Genomic DNA, 22358 nt, shown 5'->3' on the forward strand with positions numbered 1-22358 from the left:
TCGTCCGTGACCGGATCGTCTTCGCCGCCCGTTGCCGAGGCCACGTCCCGCCCCTCCGGTCCGGGGCCACGCACCGCCGCCGCACTCGTGTTCGGCTCGTCGGCCGCGGTCCTGGTCGTCGAGGTCGTCTCCCTGCGGCTGCTCGCCCCCTACCTCGGCCTCACGCTCGAGACCAGCACCATGGTGATCGGCATCGCCCTCACCGCGATCGCCGTCGGCTCCTGGCTCGGCGGCCGCCTCGCGGACCGGGTCGAGCCGCCGCGGCTCCTCGGCCCGGCACTCGGACTGTCGGGTGCGGTCGTCGCACTGACCCCCGCCGTGCTGCGGACCACCGCCGAGTGGGCACCCGCACTGCTCCTCCTCGTGGCGGCGCTGACCATCCTCGTTCCCGGCGCGCTGCTGTCCGCCGTCACCCCGATCGTGACCAAGATGCGCCTGACCAGCCTCGCCGAGACCGGAACGGTCGTCGGCCGGCTGTCCGGAGTGAGCACCGTCGGGGCCATCGCCGGCACGGTCCTCACGGGATTCGTCCTCGTGTCGAGGCTGCCGGTCAGTGCGATCCTGATCGGTCTGGGAACCGCGCTGCTGGTGGCCTCGGCGCTGGTCCAGTGGCGACGGCGCGGCTGGAGCGGCATCCCCGCCCTGGCACTGGTGGTCGTCGCCGGCGGACTCGCCACCCTGGTCGCGCCCGGCGGCTGCGACGTGGAGACCCGCTACCACTGCGCGCGGGTCGTCACCGACCCCGACCGGGCCGGCGGCCGCACCCTCGTCCTCGACGGGCTGCGGCACTCCTACGTCGACCTCGACGACCCGACCGTCCTCGAATTCACCTACGTACGGGCCATCGCCTCGGTCACCGACGCGGCCTTCCCCGAGAGCGACCCACTGACGGCCCACCACATCGGCGGTGGCGGGCTCACCCTTCCCCGCTACCTCGCGGCCACCCGCCCCGGCACGCGCAGCCTCGTCTCCGAGATCGACGGCGGCGTCGTCCGCATCGACCGCGACCGGCTCGGACTGCGCCCACGGTCCGGCATCGAGGTGCGCACCGAGGACGGCCGGCTCGGCCTGCGGCGCCTGGCCACCGACAGCCGCGACCTCGTCGTCGGCGACGCCTTCGCGGGCGTCAGCGTCCCCTGGCACCTGACCACGGCGGAGGCGATGGCCGACGTGCGGCGGGTGCTCGACGACGACGGCCTCTACATCGCCAACCTCATCGACCACGGCGAGCTGGCCTTCGCCCGCGCCCAGGCGGCGACCCTCACCGACACCTTCGGACACGTCGCCCTTCTCGGCGAACCCGCCGACATCGGCCGTGCCCCGACGACCGGCCCGGTGGGCGGCAACCTCGTCCTCGTCGCCTCCGACCGGGCCGTCGACCTGAGCGCGGTCCAGCGGGCGCTGGACGCCCGGCAGACCGGCTGGACCCACGTCGCCGGTGCCGACCTCACCTCCTGGATCGGTGACGCCCCCCGGCTCACCGACGACCACGCCCCCGTCGACCAGCTCCTCCAGCCGTACGGCACCTCGGGCAGCCGCTGACCGCAGGCGGCGCCCCCCACGTGCCCCGCCCACGCGCGGTTCCCGCCCCGGCCCTCCCACGCGCTCCGCACCGCACGCCTGGAGGCCGCGACGGCCGGGTCACACGGATTGCGCCCCGTTTCCACGGGCAGGAGCGCTGGGTGACCAAACCAGCTTCGGAAGTGAGGCGGACCCGGTGGACCCTGCTGCCCACGGCGCGGACAGGAGGCCGCCGGCCGGCAGCCCGATGGCTGTGTCCGTCCTGTTCGAGGCGGGAGCGGAGATCGGGGAAGCCCGGGACATCGCCCGCGACTTCCTGCGGTCCGTCCAGGCCACGCGGGGTGTCCCGGTGTCGGCACAGGCCATCGGCCTGGTCCAGCTGGTGGTGAGCGAGCTGGTGACCAACGCCCGCAAGTACGCGCCCGGCGCCTGCCTGCTGGACCTGGTGTTCCGGGACGGGGCCGTCCAGGTCGGCGTGTGGGACAGCAGCACCACCCTGCCGTCGGTGCGCGGACGCGACCCCCACCGGGTCGGCCGGCACGGCCTGGAACTCGTACGGGCCGTCTGCCGGACCTTCCACGTACACCGGGAGGGGACGGGCAAGCGGATCACCGCCCTCGTCCGGCTCGCCGACGACCCCGGCACCGCGCACCCGGCGCCGCCGCGGCCGGGTCCTTGATCCACGGCCCGCGCGGACCGGGACGACACCCCGCCCGCGCGCCCGCCGTCCGCGCCGCGCGGTGCCCCCGCACCACGGCCCGGCCGGACGACTAAACTGCCCCGGAAGTCCCCCGTCCCAGCGCGCCGACCGCCAGGAGTCTCCCGTGCCCCGCCGCTTCCTCCCGTGAGCCAGGAACTCCGCATGGCGACCAACCGCACGGCCAAGAGCGTGGCCACCCAGCCCGTGCTCGTCCTGCGGGACGAACGTGACGAGCTGGCCGTGCACGGCCAGCTCGTCACGGAAGGCCATCGACGCCTGCGTGCGACCGCCGTGGACGAGGTCGGTCGTTGATCTGGTCACCGGTCTGGTTGGTCGTGGCGAAGTCCAGTACCGACTCACCGATGAGCTGCTCCCCGGACGAGGGGCCCTTGTTGCGCAGCATCTCGGTGAACGCGAACACGTCGTCGACGGTGGACACCGCGCCGACTTAGGGCATCTCGGCGTCCTCGCGGTCGATGACGTCGTTGAGGCACTCGATGTCCTCCGGCTTGAGCCAGGAGTCGTTGGCGACGATGACCTTCAGCGGCACGGCCCGCTCACGCCATTCGGCGGGCATCCCGAACCTGGTGTGCGTCATGCCGAGCGGCTCGAAGCGTGCCGGGGCGGAGCCGGACCACCCCTGATCCGGGAGCCGGGCGCATCCGCTGCAGGCGCGGCGTCCCGGAAGCGGCCCTCGGCCGGCCGCGTAGGCTCGGGTGCTGAGACGGCGCAGGTGCGGGACGAGAGGCTGATGCGGTGTCCGACGTGACGGTGGCCGAGGTGATGACCCAGCTCGCCGAACTGGAGGATCCGAAGGTCCGCGAGGTGAACGCGCGGCACGGTGACGACCACGGGGTGAATCTCGGCAGGCTGCGTGCGCTCGCAAAGCAGCTGAGGACGCAGCACGCCCTGGCCTGCCGGCTGTGGGGGACGGGCGACGGCGCGGCACGGCTGCTCGCGCTCCTGATCTGCCGGCCCAAAGCGTTCGAGACCGCGGAACTGGACGCCATGGTCCGCGAGGCACGCGCCCCGAAGGTGCACGACTGGCTCGTGAACTACGTGGTCAGGAAGCACCCGCACGCCGAGGACCTCCGCCCCGCCTGGCTCGCCGACCCGGATCCGGTCGTCGCGAGCGCCGGCTGGGCGCTGACCACCCACCGGGTGGCGAAGCAGCCGGAGGGCCTCGACCTGGCGGGCCTGCTCGACGTCATCGAGGCGGAGATGAAGGACGCCCCGGACCGCCTGCAGTGGGCGATGAACCACTGCCTGGCCCAGATCGGCATCGAGCACGCGGAGCACCGCGCCCGCGCGGTCGACATCGGTGAGCGCCTCCAGGTGCTCAAGGACTACCCGACGTCGCCGGGCTGCACGTCCCCGTTCGCCCCCGTCTGGATCACCGAAATGGTGCGGCGGCAGCAGGACGGGAGCTGATCAGCGGCCGGGTTGCCGGGCTTCCGTGTGGCTGCCTGCCGGGCTTCGGCGCGGTGGGCTCGCCGGGCTTCCGCGCGACCGCGTCCTCGGCTTGCGCGCGGGCCAGTCCCTCGCTTCCGGACGGCCGCGTCCCCGGCTGCTTCCGGACGGCCGCGCGCGTCCCCGGCTTCCGGCAGCGGGGTCTCCGGCCTTCGCGCAGCCGTGCCCCCGGCCGTCCGCAAGGCCGGCGTGGGTAGGCGCGGGTGGGATCACCCGGCCTCCGCCCGGCCGGTCAGTCGGCGCTGTGGGCTGTCGGCACCCGCTCTGCTCCCGCAGTGGCCGATGCGCCCGACGCGGTGATCACCTCGGAGCGGCGGCCGTCCCGGTTCATCAGGCCGCCCGTGACGGCGAGGCCCAGCCCGGCCACCGCGAGGGCGGCGCCGACCAGGGCGGGGGAGGTCCAGCCCCATCCCGCCGACAGGGCCAGACCGCCGAGCCAGGCACCGCCCGCGTTGGCCAGGTTGAACGCGGAGTGGTTGGAGGCGGCCGCCATCGTCGGGGCCTCCTTCGCCTTGGCCATGAGGAGCATCTGCACGGGCGTGGTGATGAAGGACCCGAGCGCCCCGATGAAGGTGATGGTCACCAGGGCGGGCCAGGTGCTGTGCACGGTGAAGGAGAACGTCACCAGGGCCGCCGCGAGCAGGGCGAGCCCCGCGTACAGTGTCGGGCGCAGGGCGCGGTCCGTCAGCGGCCCCGCGACCAGCGTGCCGAGCGTCATGCCGACGCCGTAGAGCGCGAGCACCAGGGTCGTCGACGCCTCGGAGAGGCCCGTCACGTTGGTCAGGATGGGCACCAGGTAGCTGTAGACGGCGAAGAACCCGCCGAAGCCCACCACGGCGACGGCCAGACCGATCGCCACGTGCCGGTTCCCCATCGCCCGCAGCTCCTGCCGGGCGCCGGACTGCGCCCCGCGCGGCTGGTGCGGGACGAACCGGGCCAGCGCGGCGAGCGCGACGAGGCCGATGACGGCGATCGCGAGGAAGGCGGTCCGCCAGCCCAGCTGCTGGCCCAGGGCCGTGCCGGCGGGGACCCCGACGATGTTCGCGACGGTGAGCCCGAGGAACATCCTCGACACGGCGCGCGCCGCCCGGTCGGGGGCGACCAGCCGGGCCGCCACCACGGCGCCCACGCCGAACAGCGCCCCGTGCGGCAGCCCCGTGAGGAAGCGCGCGCCGAACAGCAGGCCGTAGGTCGGGGCGAGCGCGGACGCGACGTTGCCGACCACGAACAGGCCGGACAGGAGCAGGAGCAGCCGCTTGTGCGGCACGCGCGCACCGATGCCCGTCAGCACGGGCGCGCCGATGACGACACCGAGCGCGTAGGCCGAGACGAGGTTGCCGGCCTCAGGCACGGAGACACCGACCCCGTCGGCGATCTGGGGCAGCAGCCCCATGGTGGCGAACTCGGTCGTGCCGAGGCCGAAGGCGACGACGGCCAGAGCCAGCAGAGCCAGTGGCATGGTGCAGAGAAACCTTTCGCGAACAGCAACGGGCCGGATGTCGAGGGAGAGGACGGCCCGAAGCCGTCCCCGGCTCTCGTGGCCGGTCGCGCTGAGCACCATTGCCCGGCGCCCCCCTGGGCACAGCAGACCTCATGGGCAGGGCCGGCCCACGAAGAGGGGAAGCAAGGAGAGCCGGCCGGACATTCCAAGATCGGGCCCATCGGGGCGGTGAGCTGCGTCACCGTCCCGCGCGCAGCCCGCCCCCGGGGCCGTCCGCTCCCGCCACCGAGCCCGCTGACCGGACGCCGCGTGCGGACACCGCCAGTCTGGCACGCCGGGGCCGGGGGAGGACGCACCGGGGCCACGCACGGGATCCACGCGCGGATGCCGGGGCGAGCGCCGGGTCGGGACCGGGGCTCCGTCCTCGCCGGACCGGCGGCGCGTTCGTCGGCGGCGAAGCCGGTGGTGATCCCCGTGCCGCACCTGCGAGGGTGTGCCGATGAACACGACACCGGACGGACGGCCGATCCCGCCCCCGCACGCCGACGAACGCACCATGCTGGAGACATGGTTGGACTTCCACCGCGCGACCCTCGCCCTGAAATGCTCGGGCCTGAAGGACGACCAACTGCGGCGCCCGGCGGCAGCACCCTCCTCGATGACGCTGCTCGGCCTGGTGCAGCACATGGCCGAGGTGGAACGCAACTGGTTCCAGAGGGTGTTCGCGGGCCTGACCCTCCCGCCCGTCCACGGGGAGAGCAACCCCGACGGCTTCGCCGTGCACCCGGACCGCGGACTCGACGAGGCGACCGCGACCTGGCGCGCGGAGATCGCCCGGGGCCGTGAGCTGACGGCCGACGCGTCGCTGGACGACTCCGGGCGCCTGTCCGGGCCGGAAGCCGGCCACGTCGGTGACCAGGGGGTGTCCCTGCGCTGGATCATGATCCACATGATCGAGGAGTACGCCCGGCACAACGGTCATGCGGACCTCATCCGCGAGCAGGTCGACGGAGTCACCGGCGCATGAGCCAGGGCTGCGCGGACGCCAGGACCGCGCAGCACCCGGCCGCCCCTCCGGCGCCGCCGCCGGAACGCTCCCGCCGAACGCCGAACGCCGAACGCCGAACGCCGAACGCCGAACGCCGAACGCCGCCCCCCAGCTCACGGCTTTACGGCGGCCCCCTCACATGATCAGCTTTGCCTGTCATGAACAGGAAGCCTCGGTGAGGCTACGGGGGACGGGACGGCGCACTCATGGGCAGTGCCACGGAAACAGCGACCGGGCAGTGCCCGGAGTGCGGGGCCGGGCTTCGCGAACACCGCCTGTTCGTCACCTGGTGCGCGGCATGTGACTGGAACGTGGATCCCGCCCTGCCGGACCCCGAGCCGGGCCGGCTGGAGAGGACGCGGCGCACCCTGGCGCGTCGGCACGGCGAGAGGCTGCTCGCCGAAGTGACGGCCGGCGGGACGCTGAGGCCCGGACGGGACACCCCCGCCCTCGCCCTCTGCGTCCACGGCGTGACCTTCGCCCTGCTGGCAGGCGGCATCTGGTGCGTCGTGACCGGATGGGGCGGCTCCCTGATGGTGGTGGGCCTGTTCCTCCTGGCGCTCGCCTGGCCGCTCCGGCCGCGGCCGGGCGGGTTGCCCGACGACGCGCTCCTGCTGTGCCGCGCGGACGCGCCCGAGCTCTACGCACTCGTGGACGACGTCGCCCGCGTGGCCGGCACCCGGAGCGTGGACGTGATCGCGGTGGACGCCGAGGTCAACGCGTCCGTGACGTCGTACGGCCCGCGCGGCCGTCGGCTGCTGACCCTGGGGCTGCCCCTGTGGGAGGTCCTCACCCCCCAGGAGCGGATCGCGCTGCTGGGCCACGAACTGGGCCACTTCAGCAACGGGGACACCCGGCACGGGCTGGTCGTCGGGACCGCCTACCGTTCCCTGACCACGTGGTCCTACTACTTCACCCCGGAGGAGGACCCGACCCCGAACGAATGGGTCGCCAACTGGTTCTACCTCGTGCCGTACTCGCTCACCCAGGGCGTGCTGATGCTGCTCGACCAGTTCACGCTGCGCGCCACCCAGCGTGCGGAGTACCTCGCCGACTCCGTGGCCGCCCGCGCCGGTTCCACCGAAGCCGCCGTGGGACTCATGGACCGGCTTCTCGTCGCGGAGTCGGCCGAGGGCGCGATACGCAGCACGGTCAACAGGATCCGGTCCGCGGGCCGCGGCACCCGGGGGGCAGCGGACCGTGCGGACGAGCTGTGGGAGCAGCTCGCCGCATACGTGCGGGCGATCCCGGAGCACGAGTACGAACGCCGGCGGCGGGCCGGCCGGCTGAGGGGACACAGCATCGACTCCACCCACCCGCCGACCCATCTGCGCCGTCAGCGCCTGCTCACCGTCGAGCCGGACCGGGCGGGCGTGCTGGCCTACGCGGGCAGGGAACGCCGGGTCGCCGCCGAACTCGCCGACGTGCGTGCCGAGGTGGCCCGGAGGATCATCCGGGACGGGTTCGACGCCACGGCGAACGCGGCGATGATGACGGCGACACGGACGTAGTGGTACCGGCTCCAGCGGCCCAGCTGCTCCTCCCAGTCGGCGGGCCGGTTCTCGGGGGTCCAGTTCTTGTTCCGGTTGTTGATCGGGACGAGCAGCAGGACCGACATCAGCACGCTGAGGAGCAGCAGCCCGGCGGCGGCGACCACGAGCCGGGTGCCGGGCCGGTCCCGTGCGGCGACGGCCCAGACCGCGCTGAGGGCGAGCGAGCCCCCGTACCAGAAGGGCATCAGGGCACCGAGCAGCCGGCCTCCGTGGGCGTGGCCCTGCTGGCGGCTGTCCCCGGGGAGCGCGTCGAGGATGCGGCTCATGATGACGGCGACGGAGAACTCCACCCCCACCATCAGGCCGACGATCACGGTGGTGACGACCTGGAGCGTGCTGAGCATGACGGACCTCCGCCATGCTCTGACCCCCGCCCCCCACGCGGTCGGGTCGACGGCGACGGAGCCGGGGGCGACGAGCTGAGCCTTCGCCGGGTCGCGTCCGTGACCGTCCGGGACGGTCAGCCCGTGAAGGACTCGGGCCCGAAGCGGCCCCACGCCAGGAAGAAGGCGAGGGCGAGGTAGACCACGTCGCCCGTGATCGTCGCTGTCTCGCCGCGCCGGAGGCGCATGGTCAGCGCGCAGACGAACAACAGCACCAGTCCGGTCGCGGCGAGCGGCACCACGACCGGCGCGATGTCGAGCACGGCGGGCAGGACCAGGCCCGCCGCGGCGAGGAACTCGACAGCACCGATGGCCTTGAGGGCGCCGGGGCTGAAGTCCTCGACCCAGCGGGTGGCCGCGCCGCCCGCGGCGGCGAGCCGCTCCTTGGGCACGAACATCTTGGCGCTGCCGATCAGGCAGACGGTGGCCATCAGACCGGCCACGATCCAGAGTGCGAGGTTCATCATCGGCTCCTTCAACGGCGAGGGGGACTGCTCTCGACTGCTCTCCCCGGGACGAGACAGCACCCCGCGCCTGTGACATCACCCCCCGCCGGTTACCTCGCCCCTCCCGCCCGTGACGTCTTCCCCCCTCGCCCGTGACGCCCCACCGCGCCCATGACGTCCCCCCCGGTTCGAGCGGCGGGCGGTGCGGAGCACGCACGCGGTCCGTGACGTGTCACAGGACGCAGGGCTGTCTCGTCCCAGGGGTTGGAGCCACCGACGAACCGAGGGAGAACACGATGGACGCGCGACTGGACTACTTCGCCGACCCGACCGCCGCCAAGGCCCTCCGGCACCTCATGACGGCCGGCCGCACGGTCCAGGAGTCGTCCCTGCCGGCCACGACGCAGCAGCTCGTGGCCCTGCGGGTGAGCCAGATCAATGGCTGTGCCGTCTGCGTCGACATGCACACCAAAGAGGCCGCCGCGGCCGGCGAGACAGCGGTGCGCATGCACCTGGTGGCCGTGTGGCGGGAGGCCGGGGTCTTCACCGAGGCCGAGCGTGCCGCGCTGGAACTGGCGGAGCAGGGGACCAGGGTCGCGGACGCCGGTGAGGGGGTGAGCGACGACGTCTGGACGCGTGCCGCGATCCACTACGACCAGGAGCAGCTCACCGCCCTGGTGTTCCTGGTCGCGTTCATGAACACGGCGAACCGGCTGAACATCATCGCCCGGCAGCCGGCGGGCGACTACGTGGTCGGACAGTCCCACTGACCCGAGCCGAGCGGACCGGACGGCGACGCCCGGCCGGGGCACGGTCGGTCACGCACCCGGGAACGCATCTCTGCGTTGCGCGGCCCGCCGACGAGGCGAACGATCGTCGGAACGTGCCCGGACCGGCCGCAGCGCCCCGGTGCACCATCTTGAGGAGGACGAGGCATGAACAAGGCCGAGGAGTTCGAGGAGCTGCGGCCCCTGCTGTTCTCGATCGCCTACCGGATTCTGGGCAGCGTGAGTGAGGCCGAGGACGCGGTGCAGGAGACCTGGCTGCGCTTCGACGGCTCGACGACCCGTCCCACGTCGGTCAAGGGGTTCCTGTCCGCCACGGTCACCCGGATCGCGATCGACGTGCTGCGCTCCGCCCGGGTGCGGCGGGAGACCTACGTGGGCACGTGGCTGCCCGAGCCGCTGCTGAGCGACCCGTACCAGGATCCGGCCCGTTCGGCCGAACTGGCCGACTCGGTGTCGATGGCGGCATTGCTCCTGCTGGAGCGGCTGACCCCGCTGGAACGCTCGGTGTTCGTGCTGCGGGAGGTGTTCGGCTTCGGTTTCGACGACATCGCCGCCACGGTGGGGCGTTCCCAGGCCGCGTGCCGGCAGCTGCTGGTACGGGCGCGCCGGCACATGGAGGCCGGGCGGCCCCGGTTCGAGGCGGACCGTGAGGAGCGGCAGGAGCTGGCGAGGCGGTTCTTCGACGCCCTGCGCGAAGGGGACGTGGCCGGCCTGCGGGATCTCCTCGCCGCCGACGTGCAGTTGGTCGGGGACGGCGGCGGCAAGGCTCCGCAGCTGGCCAGGGCGGTCGTCGGCGCGGAGAACGTGGCCCGGCTGCTCGCGTCCGTCTTCCCGCTGCTGGCCCGGATCGAGGTGACGTGCGAGCCGCACGAGGTCAACGGCCAGCCCGGCGCGATCTTCCGCGACCGGGACGGCAAGGTCCTCCACACCCTGGCCCTCGACGTGCTCGACGGGCAGATCCAGACCATCCGCTCGGTGATCAACCCCGACAAGCTCGGCCACCTCGGACCGGTCGCGGACGCCTGGGCCATCGACGACGAGGTGAAACGGGCCCGCCGGCAGATGGGGTGACCCCCGCCGCCGGCGGACACGGGCCGGCGGCCCGGCCGGCACCTCGCACGGCCCCTCGCCGCTGCACTGTCCCCGGCGTTCAGGCCGAGGTGGTGGTGACGGCGGAGTCCCAGCGGAACGCGTCGGGGTCGGTGAAGTTCCCGGCGTGGCCGTGGAGGGTGATGCGGTGCGAACCGGTGCCCTCCTCGGACACGCCGGCGAGTTTGGCGAGACCACGGCGCTTGTAGAGGGCAAGACTGACCGCGTCGGCGTCCTGCGGGGCGAACTCGGCGTACTTCCCGCCGAAGCTCTTGGCGGCTTTGAGGCCCTGCTCGGTGTAGAACTGCTTGCTCGCCTTGACGTCCTGGACACCGAGGAGCAGGACGACGTTGTCGATCGTGCGGGTGGCGGGGCCGGTGTCCTTCTTGGTGCTCGTGACGATCTGCCAGATCGTGCCGTCGGGTGCCTGCACGATGCCGCCGTATCCCCACAGGGACTTCGCGGGCGGCTTCAGCTGCGTTGCCCCGGCCTGCAGGGCCGTTTCGGTGAAGCTGTCCACGTCGGCCGGCCGGGGGACGTCGAGCGACAGGGTGAAGCCGCGGAACCCGGAGGTGGGCTCGGTCGAGGCACGCAGCCGCACCTGCGGCCCCAGGCCGAAGGCGGCGGTGTAGAAGCGGCGGGCGGCGTCGGGATCGTCCACCTCGAGGGTGACGTGTGCGAGGGAGTTCATGACGATCACGCTAGTCGCGGGCCCGGCGGATCGGCTTCTTGATTCCTGCTCGGTATGTCCCGCCCACCGCGCGTCGTGGACGCGGACTGCTTACCCGCGCACGGACATTCGATCCCATCCTGCTTCGGCGCGTCCGCGCATCCCTTACGGAGCCGTGACGTACGGGCGCGGCCGCGGCGTCCCGAGCCGGTACGGGCCTAACGTGGCCGCATGCGCGTACTGGTCACCGGCGGTGCCGGCTTCATCGGGTCCCAGGTCGTCGCCGCCCTTGCGGGTGGCGGACACGAACCGCTCGTGTTCGACGTGCGGGCGGACCCCGCCGCCGACGTGCGGGACCCGGCAGCCGTCGGACGCGCCCTGTCCGGCGTGGACGCCGTCTGCCACCAGGCCGCGATGGTCGGACTCGGTCAGGGCGTCGCCGACGCGGCGGAGTACGTCTCGCGCAACGATCTCGGCACCGCCGTGCTGCTCACCGCCATGGCGGAGGCCGGCGTCGGGCGCCTCGTGCTCGCCGGGTCCATGGTCGTCTACGGCGAAGGACGCTACGCGTGCCCGCGGCACGGGACCGTACGGCCCGGACCACGGGCCGTCACCGATCTCGACGCGGGCCGGTTCGAGCCGGCCTGCCCGGAGTGCGGGCAGGGCCTGCGCCCCGGCCTGGTCGGCGAGGACGCCCCGGCCGACCCCCGCAACGTGTACGCCGCGACCAAACTGGCCCAGGAACACCTGGCCGCCGCCTGGGCCCGCTGCACCGGCGGGTCGGCGGTGTCGCTGCGCTACCACAACGTGTACGGCCCCGGGATGCCCCGTGACACCCCGTACGCCGGTGTCGCCTCCTTCTTCCGCTCCGCCCTCGCCCGGGGTGAAGCACCCCGCGTCTTCGAGGACGGGCGGCAGCTGAGGGACTTCGTGCACGTCCGGGACGTGGCGGCGGCCAACGCGGTGGCGCTTGAGGCGGAGGCCGCGCCGGGCGCCCTCACGGCGTACAACACCGGCAGCGGTGAACCGCACACCGTCGGCGAGCTGGCACAGGCGCTGGCCGCCGCGTACGGCGGACCGGACCCGGTCGTCACCGGCGAGTACCGGCTCGGGGACGTCCGGCACATCACCGCGGACTCCTCGCGGCTGCGGTCCGCGCTGGGATGGAAGCCGGCGACCGGCTTCGCGGAGGGCATGGCGGAGTTCGCGCGGGCCGGCATGCGCGGGGCGTAGGGTCCGCCGTGGACCGGTGGTGCTGCCCGCGATCAGGAAGCGGCGGCGGGCAGCACCACCTCGAAGCGACACCCGCCGGGCGTGTTGCGCACGGTGGCCCGGCCCTGGTGGGCCTCCACGATCCCCCGGACGATGGCGAGGCCCAGGCCCGCACCCGCCGGGGGCGTCCGGGCGTGCGTACCGCGCCAGCCGGTGTCGAAGACGCGCGGCAGGTCCTCCTCCGGGATGCCGCCGCAGCCGTCCGTCACCGACAGCACCACCCCTTCCGCGGACCGCTCCGCGGTGACGGCGACCGTGCCGTCGGCCGGGGTGCGGCGGATGGCGTTGATCAGCAGGTTGCCCAGCACGCGGCTCATCTCCCTGCCGTCCACCTCCACCGGGACGGGCTCGACCCGGTCGCCCACCAGCCGCACCCCGTGCTCCCGGGCGAGCGGGTCGGCTCCCGCCAGCGCGTCACCGACCAGGTCGTACAGGGAGATCCGGGTCGGCGTCAGCGGCAGGGTGCCGGCGTGGATGCGGGACAGCTCGAAGAGGTCGCCGACCATGCCGTCCAGACGCTCCACCTCGGTGCGCATCTGCTTCAGGTAGCGGTCGGGGTCCGCGGCCACGCCGTCCTCCAGGGCCTCCGCCATGGCGCGCAGCCCGGCCAGGGGAGTGCGCAGGTCGTGCGAGATCCACGCGACGAGTTCACGCCGGGACGTCTCCAACGCGGCCTCCCGCGCACGGGATTCGGCCAGCCTCCCGCTCGTCGCCGTCAACTCACGGCTCAGGTACTCCAGTTCGGCCGTCGCCGGACCGTCGGGCGCGGTGAAGGCGGCGCCGTCGCCGAACGCGCGTGCGGCCACGGCGAGTTCACGGCTGCGGGCGACGACCCAGCGGCCCAGGAGCAGCGCGGTGAGCAGGGACACGACGGCAGCCATGGCCACGACGGTCGTGACCACGGTCAGATCGTGCGGCGACAGGAACATCGCCCGGGCCACCGCGAGCGTGCCCGCGAGCATGGCGACGACCCCGACCGCCGCGACCACCGCGAGCGAGGCGGTCAGCGAGCGGCGCCGGATCAGCCGCAGCAGACCGGCACCGGCCAGGCCCGTGGCGGCGGCACCGGCGAAGGCGTACACGGCGATGAGGAGGGTGTCACGCACGGTCAGTCCTCCTCGCCCGTCGGGTCGAAGCGGTAGCCGACCCCCCACACGGTCCGGATCAGGCGGGGCCGGGCCGGATCGTCCTCCACCTTGCCGCGCAGACGGCGCACATGGACGGTGACGGTCGACAGGTCACCGAAGTCCCAGCCCCACACCTCCCGCATCAGATCCTCCCGGGCGAAGGCCCGTCCCGGGTGGCGCAGGAAGAAGGACAGCAGGTCGAACTCCCGGAGCGTGAGGGCGAGTCCGGCGCCGTTCTTCGTGGCCCGGCGGGCCGCCGGGTCCACGGTCAGCCCGGCCGCCGCCAGATGGCGCCCCGCGGCGGCGGGCCTGCTGCGGCGCAGCACCGACTCCACGCGCAGCACCAGCTCGCGCGGGCTGAAAGGCTTGGTGACGTAGTCGTCGGCACCGACCTCGAGACCCAGGATGCGGTCCTCCTCGTCCCCGCGGGCGGTGAGCATGATGACCGGCACGGGGTCGTGCCCGCGGATCCGCCGGCACACCTCCAGGCCGTCCATGCCGGGCAGCATGAGATCGAGCACGACCAGGTCCGGCCGGTGCGTCCCCGCGCGGGCGAGGGCCGCAGGCCCGTCGCCGGCCCGGTCGACGACGTAACCGGCGCGATCCAGGTACCCGGCGACGACCTCGGCGACGGTCGGATCGTCGTCCACGACCAGAATGCGGGACGCCCCGTCGGCGGCCCGCCCCGCCGGGGACTCGTACGGCTGCTGCTCCATGCCCCCAGCCTGGCACCGCGCCGCCACGGGTGCGCCCCCGATCACCGCCCCCACGTCGGACGTCTGCGTTTCGTAAGAAGCAGAAGTCCGATATGCACCCTTCGTGTTCGTAGGGTGAGACCGTGACGACGACTCCTTCCGAAGACGTCGACGTGGTGCTTCCCTGCCTGAACGAGGCCGCGGCCCTTCCCTGGGTGCTCGAACGCATCCCACCGGGCTGGCGCGCCCTCGTCGTCGACAACGGCTCCACCGACGGTTCCCCCGAGGTCGCCCGCGCATACGGGGCGACCGTCGTGCACGAGCCCCGCCGGGGCTTCGGCGCCGCCTGCCACGCCGGGCTGACCGCCGCCACCGCCGACGTGGTGTGCTTCTGCGACGGCGACGCCTCCCTCGACCCCGCGCTCCTCATCCCCTTCGTCCGCGAGATCCGCGACGGCGAGGCCGACCTGGTGCTCGGACGGCGGCGCCCGCGCGGCCGCCGCGCCTGGCCCGCCCACGCCCGCGCCGGCAACCTGGTGCTCGCGCGGATACTGCGCCGCCGCACCGGACTGCGCCTGCACGACCTCGGCCCCCTGCGCGCCGCCCGCCGCGAACCCCTCCTCGCCCTCGGCCTCACCGACCGCCGCAGCGGCTATCCGCTCCAGATGGTCGTCCGCGCGGCCGACGCCGGCTGGCGGATCACCGAACACGACGTGCCGTACCTGCCGCGCACCGGAGCCTCGAAGGTGACGGGCACCTGGCGCGGCACCTGGCAGGCCGTCCGCGACATGAGCCGCGTCCTGGGCGAACCGCCCGCGCCCGAAGGAGGAACCCTCCGTTGACCACACTCCTCGTCATCGCCAAGGAACCGCGCCCGGGCCGCGTCAAGACCAGGCTCACCCCACCGTTCACCCCCGGCCAGGCGGCCCGGCTGGCCGAGGCGGCCCTCACCGACACCCTGCACGCCGTGGCCGCCGCGCCCGCCCTCCGGCGCGTCCTCGTCCTCGACGGCAGCCCCGGCCCCTGGCTGCCACCCGGCTTCGACGTCGTCCCGCAGGGCACGGGCGGCCTGGACGAGCGGCTGGCGGACGCCTTCGCCCGCTGCGACGGACCGGCCCTGCTCATCGGCATGGACACCCCGCAGGTGACGCCGGAACTCCTCGCCGTGGACTTCACCGACTGCGACGCCCACTTCGGCCCCGCCGAGGACGGCGGCTTCTGGGCCCTCGGCCTGGCACGCCCCGACCCGGCCCTGCTGCGCGGAGTCCCCATGTCGACGGCGACGACGGGAGCGGCGCAACGGGGCCGGCTCCTCACCGCCGGCCTGCGGGTGCGCGACCTGCCGACCCTGCGCGACGTCGACACCGCCGCCGACGCCCACGCCGTCGCCGCCCTCGCCCCGCACGGTCGCTTCGCGGCCCAACTGGCCCGATGCACAGCGACGGCCGGCGCACCGGACGCCCTCCCGGCCCCCGCGGCGGGCCCCCCACCGCCCCCGCCACCGGGCCGGCAACCGGACTCCCCGCCCACCTCACCGACCCCGCCCCGCCACGGACGTCCGGGCCCCCGTCCGCCCGGCCGGCCCGACTCCCCGCCGGCCGCGCGGCCCGTCACCGGACCGACCCCGCCCCCGGCCGCCCCCCGATGAGCACACCCCCCACCACCGCCCTCGCCTGGGCCACCGCCGACCCCTACACCGCCGCCCTGCGCGCCGGGCGCGGCCCGCTGTTCCTGCGCCGCGCCGACGGCTGGCTGCTGCCGCTGGACGTCGAACGCTGGTGCGCCCGCGCCGACGCCGTCGACCGGGACGCCCTGGACCGCTGCGAGGGAACCGTCCTCGACGTGGGGTGCGGACCCGGACGGCTGGTGGCCGAACTCGCCCTGCGGGGACGGGTGTCCCTCGGCATCGACGTCAGCCGGGCAGCCGTCGACCACACCCAGCGGCTCGGCGGCCGGGCCCTGCGGCGCTCGGTCTTCGAACCGCTGCCGGGCGAGGGCCGCTGGGGCACCGTCCTCCTCATGGACGGCAACATCGGCATCGGGGGCGACCCACGCGCCCTCCTCGACCGGGCCGCCGCGCTCCTGCGGCCCGGCGGCCTGCTCATCGCCGAGACCGCCCCGATGGACGTCGACGAACGCGCCCACGTGCAGGTCGTCGGCCTCACCGACGCCCGCGGGACCCACGCCCTGTTCCCCTGGGCACGCCTCGGCACCCGCGCCCTGCACCACTACGCACAGGACTGGCAACGCGCCGGTCAGTGGACGGCCGGCGGGCGCTGCTTCGCCGCCCTGCGCAGCCGCAGCACCCGCAGCGCCAGCAGCAGCCCCGAACCGCCGAAGAGGACAGCGGTGATCAGCAGCCAGCGGGTCAGGAACACGTCCGCCGACAGCCCGGTGCCCAACCGGTAACGCCGCTCCACCGACCCGCTGATCAGCGGGAACCACACCAGCAGGAGCAGCCCGGAGAGAGCCGCCGGCACCCGCACGTACGACACCCACCCGCACGGCGCCGACGGCACCCCCGTCCGGCGCCGGATCGCACCCACCCCCCGGACGAGCGCCCGGTCCACGGCCGCGTAGAAGGGCAGCAGCACCAGGTCGTGCAGCAACGCCACCCCGACGAACCACAACGCCACGCCCCACCAGTCGTCCGCGAGCAGCCGCACACCCGCGTACCCGGCGAGCGCGAACGAACAGGCGAGCAGCACGATCTGCACCGGGCTGCCGACCGGAATGCGGGAAAACCGGCGCAGCATCACAGGTCTCCGAACGTCAGGCGGGCCACCCACTTGGTGTTGAGCACACCGGGCGCGGCGGGCACGATGACCCGCGCCGGATGTCCGTGGTCGGCGGACAGCTCCTCGCCGTTGACGTACAGGGCGAGCAGGGAACGCGGGTCCGCCACCTGGTTGGAGCGCAGGGCCGCCCTCCGGAAGGCGCCACGGCGCTGCAGGGACTCGACGAACACGTCCGGCGGGTCGTCGTCGTACCCGACGAGCGCCGCGAGATCACGCAGCCGCACACCCCGCCACCACTGGTCCGACGTCGACCACCCCTCCACACACGCGATGGGCAACGCCGCACTGTGCAACGGCAGTTGCAGCACATCGTCCCGGCTGAGGCGGACGGTGCCGGTGCGCCCCGTCACGACGAGCCGCCACACGTCCGCGCCCGTCTCCGCCGCGTCGATCCCCGCGTACGCGGCCGTCTTGTTGATCTGGAACCCGTTCGGGCCGCTGCCCGGATCACCACCGCCGTGCGGCGCGAGGAGTGCGGTACGCCGCAGACCGTCGGAGTTCTGCCCCACCGTGGTGGCGAACAGCAGCAGTGACCCGCCCCCGACGAACCACAGGGCACCCCGCCGGGACACCGTCGGCTCGGCGGGTCGCGGAGACACCAGCGTGACCCCCTCCTCGCACATCCCCCGCTCCTCACGCATCCCCCGCACCCCGCGCAACGCCGCAGGCAGCTTCAGCAGCACATGGACGACGAACGCGGCGAAGAACACCCATGCCCCGTAGAAGTGCAGCGGATAGAACGAGCCGGAAAACACGTACTCGAGCTGGACGTTGAGCACGCCCGTCACGAACTCGAACAGCGCACCGCCCACCAGGAGCAGCAGCGAGATCCGCTCCAGGGCATGCGCCAGCGAGCGGGCCGGCGGCAGCGCGAACAGCCTCGGCACCACGGACCACAGCTTGGCGAGCAGCACGGGAATCAGGACGATGCCCAGGGTGACGTGCACCCCCTGATTGAGCCGGTACAGCCAGTGCGGGTCCGTCGGCCAGGCGAAGAGGTAGAAGCCGAGGAGCCCCTTGTCCGGCGTCTTGTCGTTCACCGGCGACAGATCGGGGTTGTAGGCGGCGTACGAGGCCAGGCCCGTCACGAACAGCACCGTGATGCCGACGAGCAGGACGAGGCCCAGCACGGACGTGAACCAGGGGCCGCGCAGAGGACTGCGCCAGAAACCGGGCGAGGAGGGGAGCCGCGGGGCGTCGGGGTCGCGCATGTCCCGACCGTAGACCGCGTCCGCCCCGCGAAGGGGTGCGCGACTCATGACGAAACGCTGACACCGGGCCCGGACGGCGCCCCGTGACGGGCCGCGCGGCCTAGCGTTCCGACGTGATCCGCACCCCGCCCCTCACCGAGCCCGCCGCCGGGCGCTCGGGACTGTCCCGCAGCGCGCGCCGTGACCTGTACGCCGTCGGCGCCGCCGTGCTGCTCGTGACGGCGGCCGCGCTGGCCGGCCACCACATCCAGCGGACCAGCCGGACCCTGTTCGTCCACTGGCCCCCGCTGCTGGCGTCCTGGCACCCCCACCTCGGCCCCGGCACCCCGGCCGCCGTCCTGGTGGCCCTCGCCACCGTGGCGTACGGCCCCACCCTGGCCGCCCGCCTCTCCTGGCGGGCCCTCCTTCCGGCCACGTGGGGGGCGGCCCTGGCGTGGTCCTTCTCCCTCGCCCTGATCGACGGCTGGCACCGGGGCATCGCCGGCCGGCTCACCACCCGCCACGAGTACCTCCGGGCCGTCGACCGCTTCCACGACATCCCGGCCGCCCTGCAAGGCTTCACGCAGCACATCCTGCTCGACGCCCCCGACAACTGGCCCGCCCACGTCGCCGGCCACCCGCCCGGCGCCACCCTCACCTTCGTCCTCCTCGACCGCATCGGCCTGGGGGGCGGGGCCTGGGCCGGCCTGTGGTGCATCACCGTCGGTGCGACGGCCTGCGCCGCCGTCCTGGTCACCGTCCGCGCCCTCACGGACGAGAGCCTCGCGCGCAGGGCGGCCCCCTTCCTCGCCCTCGCCCCGGCCGCCGTCTGGATGGGCACCTCGGCCGACGCCTACTTCGCGGCCGTCGCGGCGTGGGCGGTGGCGCTGCTCGCCCTGGCCGTCACCCGACGGTCCCCGTGGTGGGCGGGAGCGTCCGGACTGCTGTTCGGCCTGACCTGCTTCCTCTCCTACGGCCTCACCCTCGTCGCCCTGATCGCGGCCGCCGTCCTGATGCTCGGCCGCCACGGCATCCGCGAGCGCCCCGCCCTGCTCCTTCCCCTGCTCGCCGGCCTGGCCGTGATCCCGGCGGCGTTCACGCTCGCCGGGTTCAACTGGTGGGAGGCCTACCACCTGCTCGTCACCCGCTACCACCAGGGCGCCGGCGGCATCCGTCCCTACGGCTACTGGGTATGGGCCAACCTCGCCTGCACGGCCCTCGCCGTGGGCCCGGCAACGGTGGCGGGCCTGCGCCGCACCGGCACGGTCCTCCTCCGACGCCGGCACCGCGACCGCGACGACACCGGTAAGGGCTGCCGCACCGCGGATTCGTCGGCCGGCTCCCGCCCGCGCCGTGCGGATGCGTCGGCCGGCTCCCGCCCGCGCCGTGCGGATGCGTCGGCCGGCTCCCGCCCCCGCCGTGCGGATGCGTCGGCCGGCTCCCGCCCCCGCCGTGCGGATGCGTCGGCCGATGTCCGCCTCGCAGTGATCGTGACCGCGGCGCTCCTCGCCCTGCTGATCGCCGACCTGTCCGGTATGAGCAAGGCGGAAACGGAACGCATTTGGCTCCCCTTCACCCTGTGGCTCCTCCCGGCCTGCGCCTTCCTCACCCTGCCCGAACCCCGCCCAGCTCCGGGCCGGACCCGGGCCTTCTCCACCCGCGCCTGGCTCGGCGCCCAGGCCCTGCTCGCCCTGCTCATCAACCACCTGCTGTTCACGGGCTGGTGACGGCGTCCGGCCGCGCTGCCGATGGCAGCCTCCGGGCTGTCGGCCGACGCGGCCCGGAGAGTCCGTCCGTACTGCGGCCGTCCCTTTCCGGTCGTGACCGATCCGGCGCCGTTGACCGTCCGCGACCCGCGTGCGAGCGTGCCCGCGGTCCGCCCGACCGGGGCGGATGCGACACAGGGGAGGACACACGATGACCACGATCGGACGCAGAGGCTCATTACGCACCCGTGCCGCGCTGACCACCGTCGCCGTCACGGCAGCCGCCGGACTGCTGGCCGGTGTCGCCGGCGCCGGGGCCGCGCAGGCGCAGCCGGCCGCCGTCGAACGCGCGGCGGTGGAGCGTGCCGCACCGGCCGCCGCCGAGGCCGACCCCACGCCCGAGGAGCAGCAGCGGCTGCGGGAGATAGCGGGTGCCATCTGGACGCCGCAGCTCGCGGCGGGCTGGAACATGAACAGCGAGGTCGAGGCGGTCCTCTCGACCGCGACGGGCGAGATCCTCACGTGCTCGGAGGCGTTCGCACTGGTGCCGCGCCCGCCGGCGTTCCTCCCCGGACCGAGCTACCTGCGCCAGTACTGGAAGCAGATCCGGGACTACTTCCTGGTGGTCAAGGAGAACCGGACCTACCGCGTGTGCGTCGTCGCCACGGCGGCGAACTACCGCTCGGCGATCGAGATGGCCTCCATGGGCATCTGACCCGCCCGGCCCGGGGGCCCGGTCTCACCCAGCCCCCGGGCCGTACGGGGCCGGGCCACGGACCCGGACCGGTGCCTCCGGCCGGGGCGGCGGGAATCGCCCGATCAGCGGCAGTCCCCCAGTGACAACGAACGCCTCGCAGCGGTGGGAACCCCTCCGCCTGCGGACCCTCTACGAGTACGTCCAACGGCACACGGAAGGGAAGCACGGCATGAGCGGGACGCGGTCCGACGGCTGACGAAGTAACACATCCGTGAGGTACGCCAGGCAGGGGCACCCCGTACCCTGCGTCTCGGCACACCATCGTCGCCGTGAACAACCGCCCCCGGTCCTCCCGTTGGACCGCGCCTCCACAGGAGCCAGCAACCCTTGGACGCCAATACCTCCGCTCCGGTGCCCCCGCCCGGATGTCCCGCTCACGGGCGGATACCCCTGTACGGGCCGGACTTCGCCGCCGACCCCCAGGCGTACTACACCTACCTGCGGCACCACGGCCCCGTCGCGCCCGTCGAACTCGCCCCGGGGGTCGACGCGACGCTCGTCACCGACTACGCCACGGCCCTGCACCTGCTCCAGGACAACGCCGCCTTCCGCAAGGACGCGCGCCACTGGCGGGACTTCAACGAAGGGCTGATCGCGCCCGACAGCCCCGTCGTCCCGCTGCTCGCCCACCGCCCCAACGCCATGTTCAGCGACGGCGCCGAACACCTGCGGCTGCGCCAGGCCATCACCGACGCCATGGCCCGGGTGGACAGCCGCCGACTGGCCGGCAGCACCGAACAGATCTCGGACTACCTCATCTCCCAGTTCGCCACCCGCGGTTCGGCCGACCTGATGGCCGACTACGCCAAGCAGCTGCCGCTGTTCGTCTTCAACGAACTCTTCGGCTGCCCGGCGGAGGTCGGCGACCGGGTGCTGTTCGGCATCTCCGCGATGTTCGACGGCGTAAACGCCGAGAAGGCCGCCGAAGTGCTGTTCGGCGCCGTGGGGGAACTCGTGGCGCTCAAGCGCCGCCAACCCGGCGACGACGTCACCTCGTGGCTGATGCAGCACGAGGCCCGGCTGACCGACGAGGAGATGGTGCACCAGCTCGCGCTGCTGCTGGGGGCGGGCGCCGACCCGCTGCGCAACCTGATCGGCAACACCGTGCACCGCATCCTCACCCACGACGAGTACGCCCACCAGGGGGGACTCATCGACGAGGCGATGGACGACACCCTGTGGGAGAACCCGCCGGTGCCCAACTTCGCCCCGCACTACCCGGCCACGGACATGGAACTGGCCGGGCACGAACTCCGCGCGGGCGACCTGGTCATGGTCAGCTTCGCCGCCGCCAACAACAGCCCTGCGCTGACGGCGGCACGCCAGTCCGGCAGAGGCAACCGCTCACACCTGTCGTGGAGCGCGGGCCCGCACGGCTGCCCCTCGAAGGACCCGGCCCGGCACATCACGGTGACCGCCGTCGAGAACCTCCTCAACAAGATCCCCGACATCGCCCTCGCCGTCCCCGAGCACAGCCTGACGTGGCGCCCCGGCCCCTTCACCCGCGGCCTCACCGCCCTCCCGGCCCGCTTCACCGCACTGCCGGCCCCCACCCGGGCACACGCCCCGCACCCGGCCGCCACGGACGCGGGCGCCACGCAGCCCGACGCGGAACGCCACCCCAAGGGAGCCGGCCGGTGGAGCCAGTTCCTGAAGTGGCTCAAGGGCTGAGCACCGCACCGCTCCGCCGGCACCAGATGCCCG

The 22358-nt window shown here is 73.8% G+C and carries 21 protein-coding genes and 2 pseudogenes; 15 read left to right on the top strand and 8 right to left on the bottom strand.

Translation table 11 applies throughout. The annotated features are described in order from the left end of the window. The first annotated feature begins 6 nt into the window (after positions 1-6). From ACIRPP_RS31065 to ACIRPP_RS31075, 3 genes are all read left to right on the top strand, one after another. Positions 7-1542: a fused MFS/spermidine synthase gene (locus tag ACIRPP_RS31065; protein WP_403649841.1), complete on the top strand. Its 1536-nt coding sequence runs from the start codon at positions 7-9 to the stop codon at positions 1540-1542. A gap of 226 nt (positions 1543-1768) precedes the next feature. Further along, entirely contained in the window at positions 1769-2200 is a 432-nt protein-coding gene (locus ACIRPP_RS31070) for an ATP-binding protein (RefSeq protein ID WP_403649844.1), read from the top strand. Between the two features lie 183 nt (positions 2201-2383). Continuing rightward, complete coding sequence (locus tag ACIRPP_RS31075) at positions 2384-2533, top strand: hypothetical protein (protein ID WP_403649847.1); 150 nt, start codon at positions 2384-2386, stop codon at positions 2531-2533. Between the two features lie 136 nt (positions 2534-2669). Here the strand turns inward: ACIRPP_RS31075 and ACIRPP_RS31080 are convergent, their stop codons facing one another. Continuing rightward, positions 2670-2819: a hypothetical protein gene (locus tag ACIRPP_RS31080; protein ID WP_403649850.1), complete on the bottom strand. Its 150-nt coding sequence runs from the start codon at positions 2817-2819 to the stop codon at positions 2670-2672. Positions 2820-3004: 185 nt separating this feature from the next. On the opposite strand from ACIRPP_RS31080, the gene ACIRPP_RS31085 reads away from it, so the two are divergent. Further along, entirely contained in the window at positions 3005-3652 is a 648-nt protein-coding gene (locus ACIRPP_RS31085; protein ID WP_403649911.1) for a DNA alkylation repair protein, read from the top strand. Between the two features lie 271 nt (positions 3653-3923). On the opposite strand, the gene ACIRPP_RS31090 is transcribed toward ACIRPP_RS31085, so the two are convergent. After that, positions 3924-5150: an MFS transporter gene (locus tag ACIRPP_RS31090; RefSeq protein WP_403649852.1), complete on the bottom strand. Its 1227-nt coding sequence runs from the start codon at positions 5148-5150 to the stop codon at positions 3924-3926. Between the two features lie 481 nt (positions 5151-5631). Between ACIRPP_RS31090 and ACIRPP_RS31095 the strand changes: the two genes are divergently transcribed. Both ACIRPP_RS31095 and ACIRPP_RS31100 read left to right on the top strand, forming a co-directional pair. After that, the gene (locus ACIRPP_RS31095; RefSeq protein WP_403649855.1) at positions 5632-6159 is read left to right on the top strand and encodes a DinB family protein; all 528 of its coding nucleotides are present in this window, start codon (positions 5632-5634) and stop codon (positions 6157-6159) included. Between the two features lie 554 nt (positions 6160-6713). Next, positions 6714-7517: pseudogene (locus ACIRPP_RS31100) on the top strand (M48 family metallopeptidase); the annotation flags it as partial. Positions 7518-7561: 44 nt separating this feature from the next. Here ACIRPP_RS31100 and ACIRPP_RS31105 read toward each other — a convergent pair. Together ACIRPP_RS31105 and ACIRPP_RS31110 are read right to left on the bottom strand one after the other, a co-directional pair. Continuing rightward, a complete protein-coding gene (locus tag ACIRPP_RS31105) occupies positions 7562-8077 on the bottom strand; it encodes an anthrone oxygenase family protein (protein WP_403649858.1) in 516 nt (171 codons plus the stop codon). Between the two features lie 116 nt (positions 8078-8193). Beyond that, on the bottom strand, positions 8194-8580 hold the full coding sequence (locus ACIRPP_RS31110) for a DoxX family protein (RefSeq protein ID WP_403649860.1): 387 nt from the start codon (positions 8578-8580) through the stop codon (positions 8194-8196). A gap of 278 nt (positions 8581-8858) precedes the next feature. Between ACIRPP_RS31110 and ACIRPP_RS31115 the strand changes: the two genes are divergently transcribed. Both ACIRPP_RS31115 and ACIRPP_RS31120 read left to right on the top strand, forming a co-directional pair. Beyond that, the gene (locus ACIRPP_RS31115) at positions 8859-9332 is read left to right on the top strand and encodes a carboxymuconolactone decarboxylase family protein (protein WP_403649863.1); all 474 of its coding nucleotides are present in this window, start codon (positions 8859-8861) and stop codon (positions 9330-9332) included. Between the two features lie 165 nt (positions 9333-9497). Further along, entirely contained in the window at positions 9498-10421 is a 924-nt protein-coding gene (locus ACIRPP_RS31120) for an RNA polymerase sigma-70 factor (RefSeq protein WP_403649866.1), read from the top strand. A gap of 79 nt (positions 10422-10500) precedes the next feature. Here ACIRPP_RS31120 and ACIRPP_RS31125 read toward each other — a convergent pair whose 3' ends face one another. After that, a complete protein-coding gene (locus ACIRPP_RS31125) occupies positions 10501-11130 on the bottom strand; it encodes a glyoxalase (protein ID WP_403649868.1) in 630 nt (209 codons plus the stop codon). A gap of 210 nt (positions 11131-11340) precedes the next feature. Between ACIRPP_RS31125 and ACIRPP_RS31130 the strand changes: the two genes are divergently transcribed. Continuing rightward, positions 11341-12342, top strand: a complete 1002-nt coding sequence (locus ACIRPP_RS31130; RefSeq protein WP_403649870.1) for an NAD-dependent epimerase/dehydratase family protein — start codon at positions 11341-11343, stop codon at positions 12340-12342. Positions 12343-12374: 32 nt separating this feature from the next. Here the strand turns inward: ACIRPP_RS31130 and ACIRPP_RS31135 are convergent, their stop codons facing one another. Beyond that, positions 12375-13487: a sensor histidine kinase gene (locus ACIRPP_RS31135; RefSeq protein WP_403649873.1), complete on the bottom strand. Its 1113-nt coding sequence runs from the start codon at positions 13485-13487 to the stop codon at positions 12375-12377. Positions 13488-13489: 2 nt separating this feature from the next. After that, on the bottom strand, positions 13490-14224 hold the full coding sequence (locus ACIRPP_RS31140) for a response regulator transcription factor (protein WP_403649875.1): 735 nt from the start codon (positions 14222-14224) through the stop codon (positions 13490-13492). Between the two features lie 122 nt (positions 14225-14346). Between ACIRPP_RS31140 and ACIRPP_RS31145 the strand changes: the two genes are divergently transcribed. The 3 genes and pseudogenes from ACIRPP_RS31145 to ACIRPP_RS31155 all read left to right on the top strand — a co-directional run bounded on the left by ACIRPP_RS31145 (position 14347) and on the right by ACIRPP_RS31155 (position 16612). Continuing rightward, positions 14347-15045 carry a glycosyltransferase family 2 protein gene (locus ACIRPP_RS31145; RefSeq protein WP_403649878.1) on the top strand — a complete coding sequence of 233 codons (699 nt, stop codon included), beginning with the start codon at positions 14347-14349 and terminating at the stop codon, positions 15043-15045. After that, positions 15042-15650 (top strand): annotated as a pseudogene (locus tag ACIRPP_RS31150) (DUF2064 domain-containing protein); the annotation flags it as partial. The gene ACIRPP_RS31145 and the pseudogene ACIRPP_RS31150, both read left to right, overlap by 4 nt. Positions 15651-15847: 197 nt before the next feature. Further along, positions 15848-16612: a class I SAM-dependent methyltransferase gene (locus tag ACIRPP_RS31155; RefSeq protein WP_403649881.1), complete on the top strand. Its 765-nt coding sequence runs from the start codon at positions 15848-15850 to the stop codon at positions 16610-16612. A gap of 346 nt (positions 16613-16958) precedes the next feature. Here ACIRPP_RS31155 and ACIRPP_RS31160 read toward each other — a convergent pair whose 3' ends face one another. Further along, positions 16959-18212 carry a molybdopterin-dependent oxidoreductase gene (locus ACIRPP_RS31160; protein WP_403649884.1) on the bottom strand — a complete coding sequence of 418 codons (1254 nt, stop codon included), beginning with the start codon at positions 18210-18212 and terminating at the stop codon, positions 16959-16961. Between the two features lie 161 nt (positions 18213-18373). On the opposite strand from ACIRPP_RS31160, the gene ACIRPP_RS31165 reads away from it, so the two are divergent. The 3 genes from ACIRPP_RS31165 to ACIRPP_RS31175 all read left to right on the top strand — a co-directional run bounded on the left by ACIRPP_RS31165 (position 18374) and on the right by ACIRPP_RS31175 (position 22325). Beyond that, the gene (locus ACIRPP_RS31165) at positions 18374-19918 is read left to right on the top strand and encodes a hypothetical protein (protein ID WP_403649914.1); all 1545 of its coding nucleotides are present in this window, start codon (positions 18374-18376) and stop codon (positions 19916-19918) included. A 190-nt stretch (positions 19919-20108) separates the two neighbouring features. After that, positions 20109-20612: a hypothetical protein gene (locus tag ACIRPP_RS31170; protein ID WP_403649887.1), complete on the top strand. Its 504-nt coding sequence runs from the start codon at positions 20109-20111 to the stop codon at positions 20610-20612. Between the two features lie 369 nt (positions 20613-20981). Continuing rightward, complete coding sequence (locus ACIRPP_RS31175) at positions 20982-22325, top strand: cytochrome P450 (protein ID WP_403649890.1); 1344 nt, start codon at positions 20982-20984, stop codon at positions 22323-22325. Positions 22326-22358 lie beyond the last annotated feature (33 nt).

Source organism: Streptomyces sp. NPDC101219 (assembly GCF_044767675.1).
Lineage (GTDB): Bacteria > Actinomycetota > Actinomycetes > Streptomycetales > Streptomycetaceae > Streptomyces.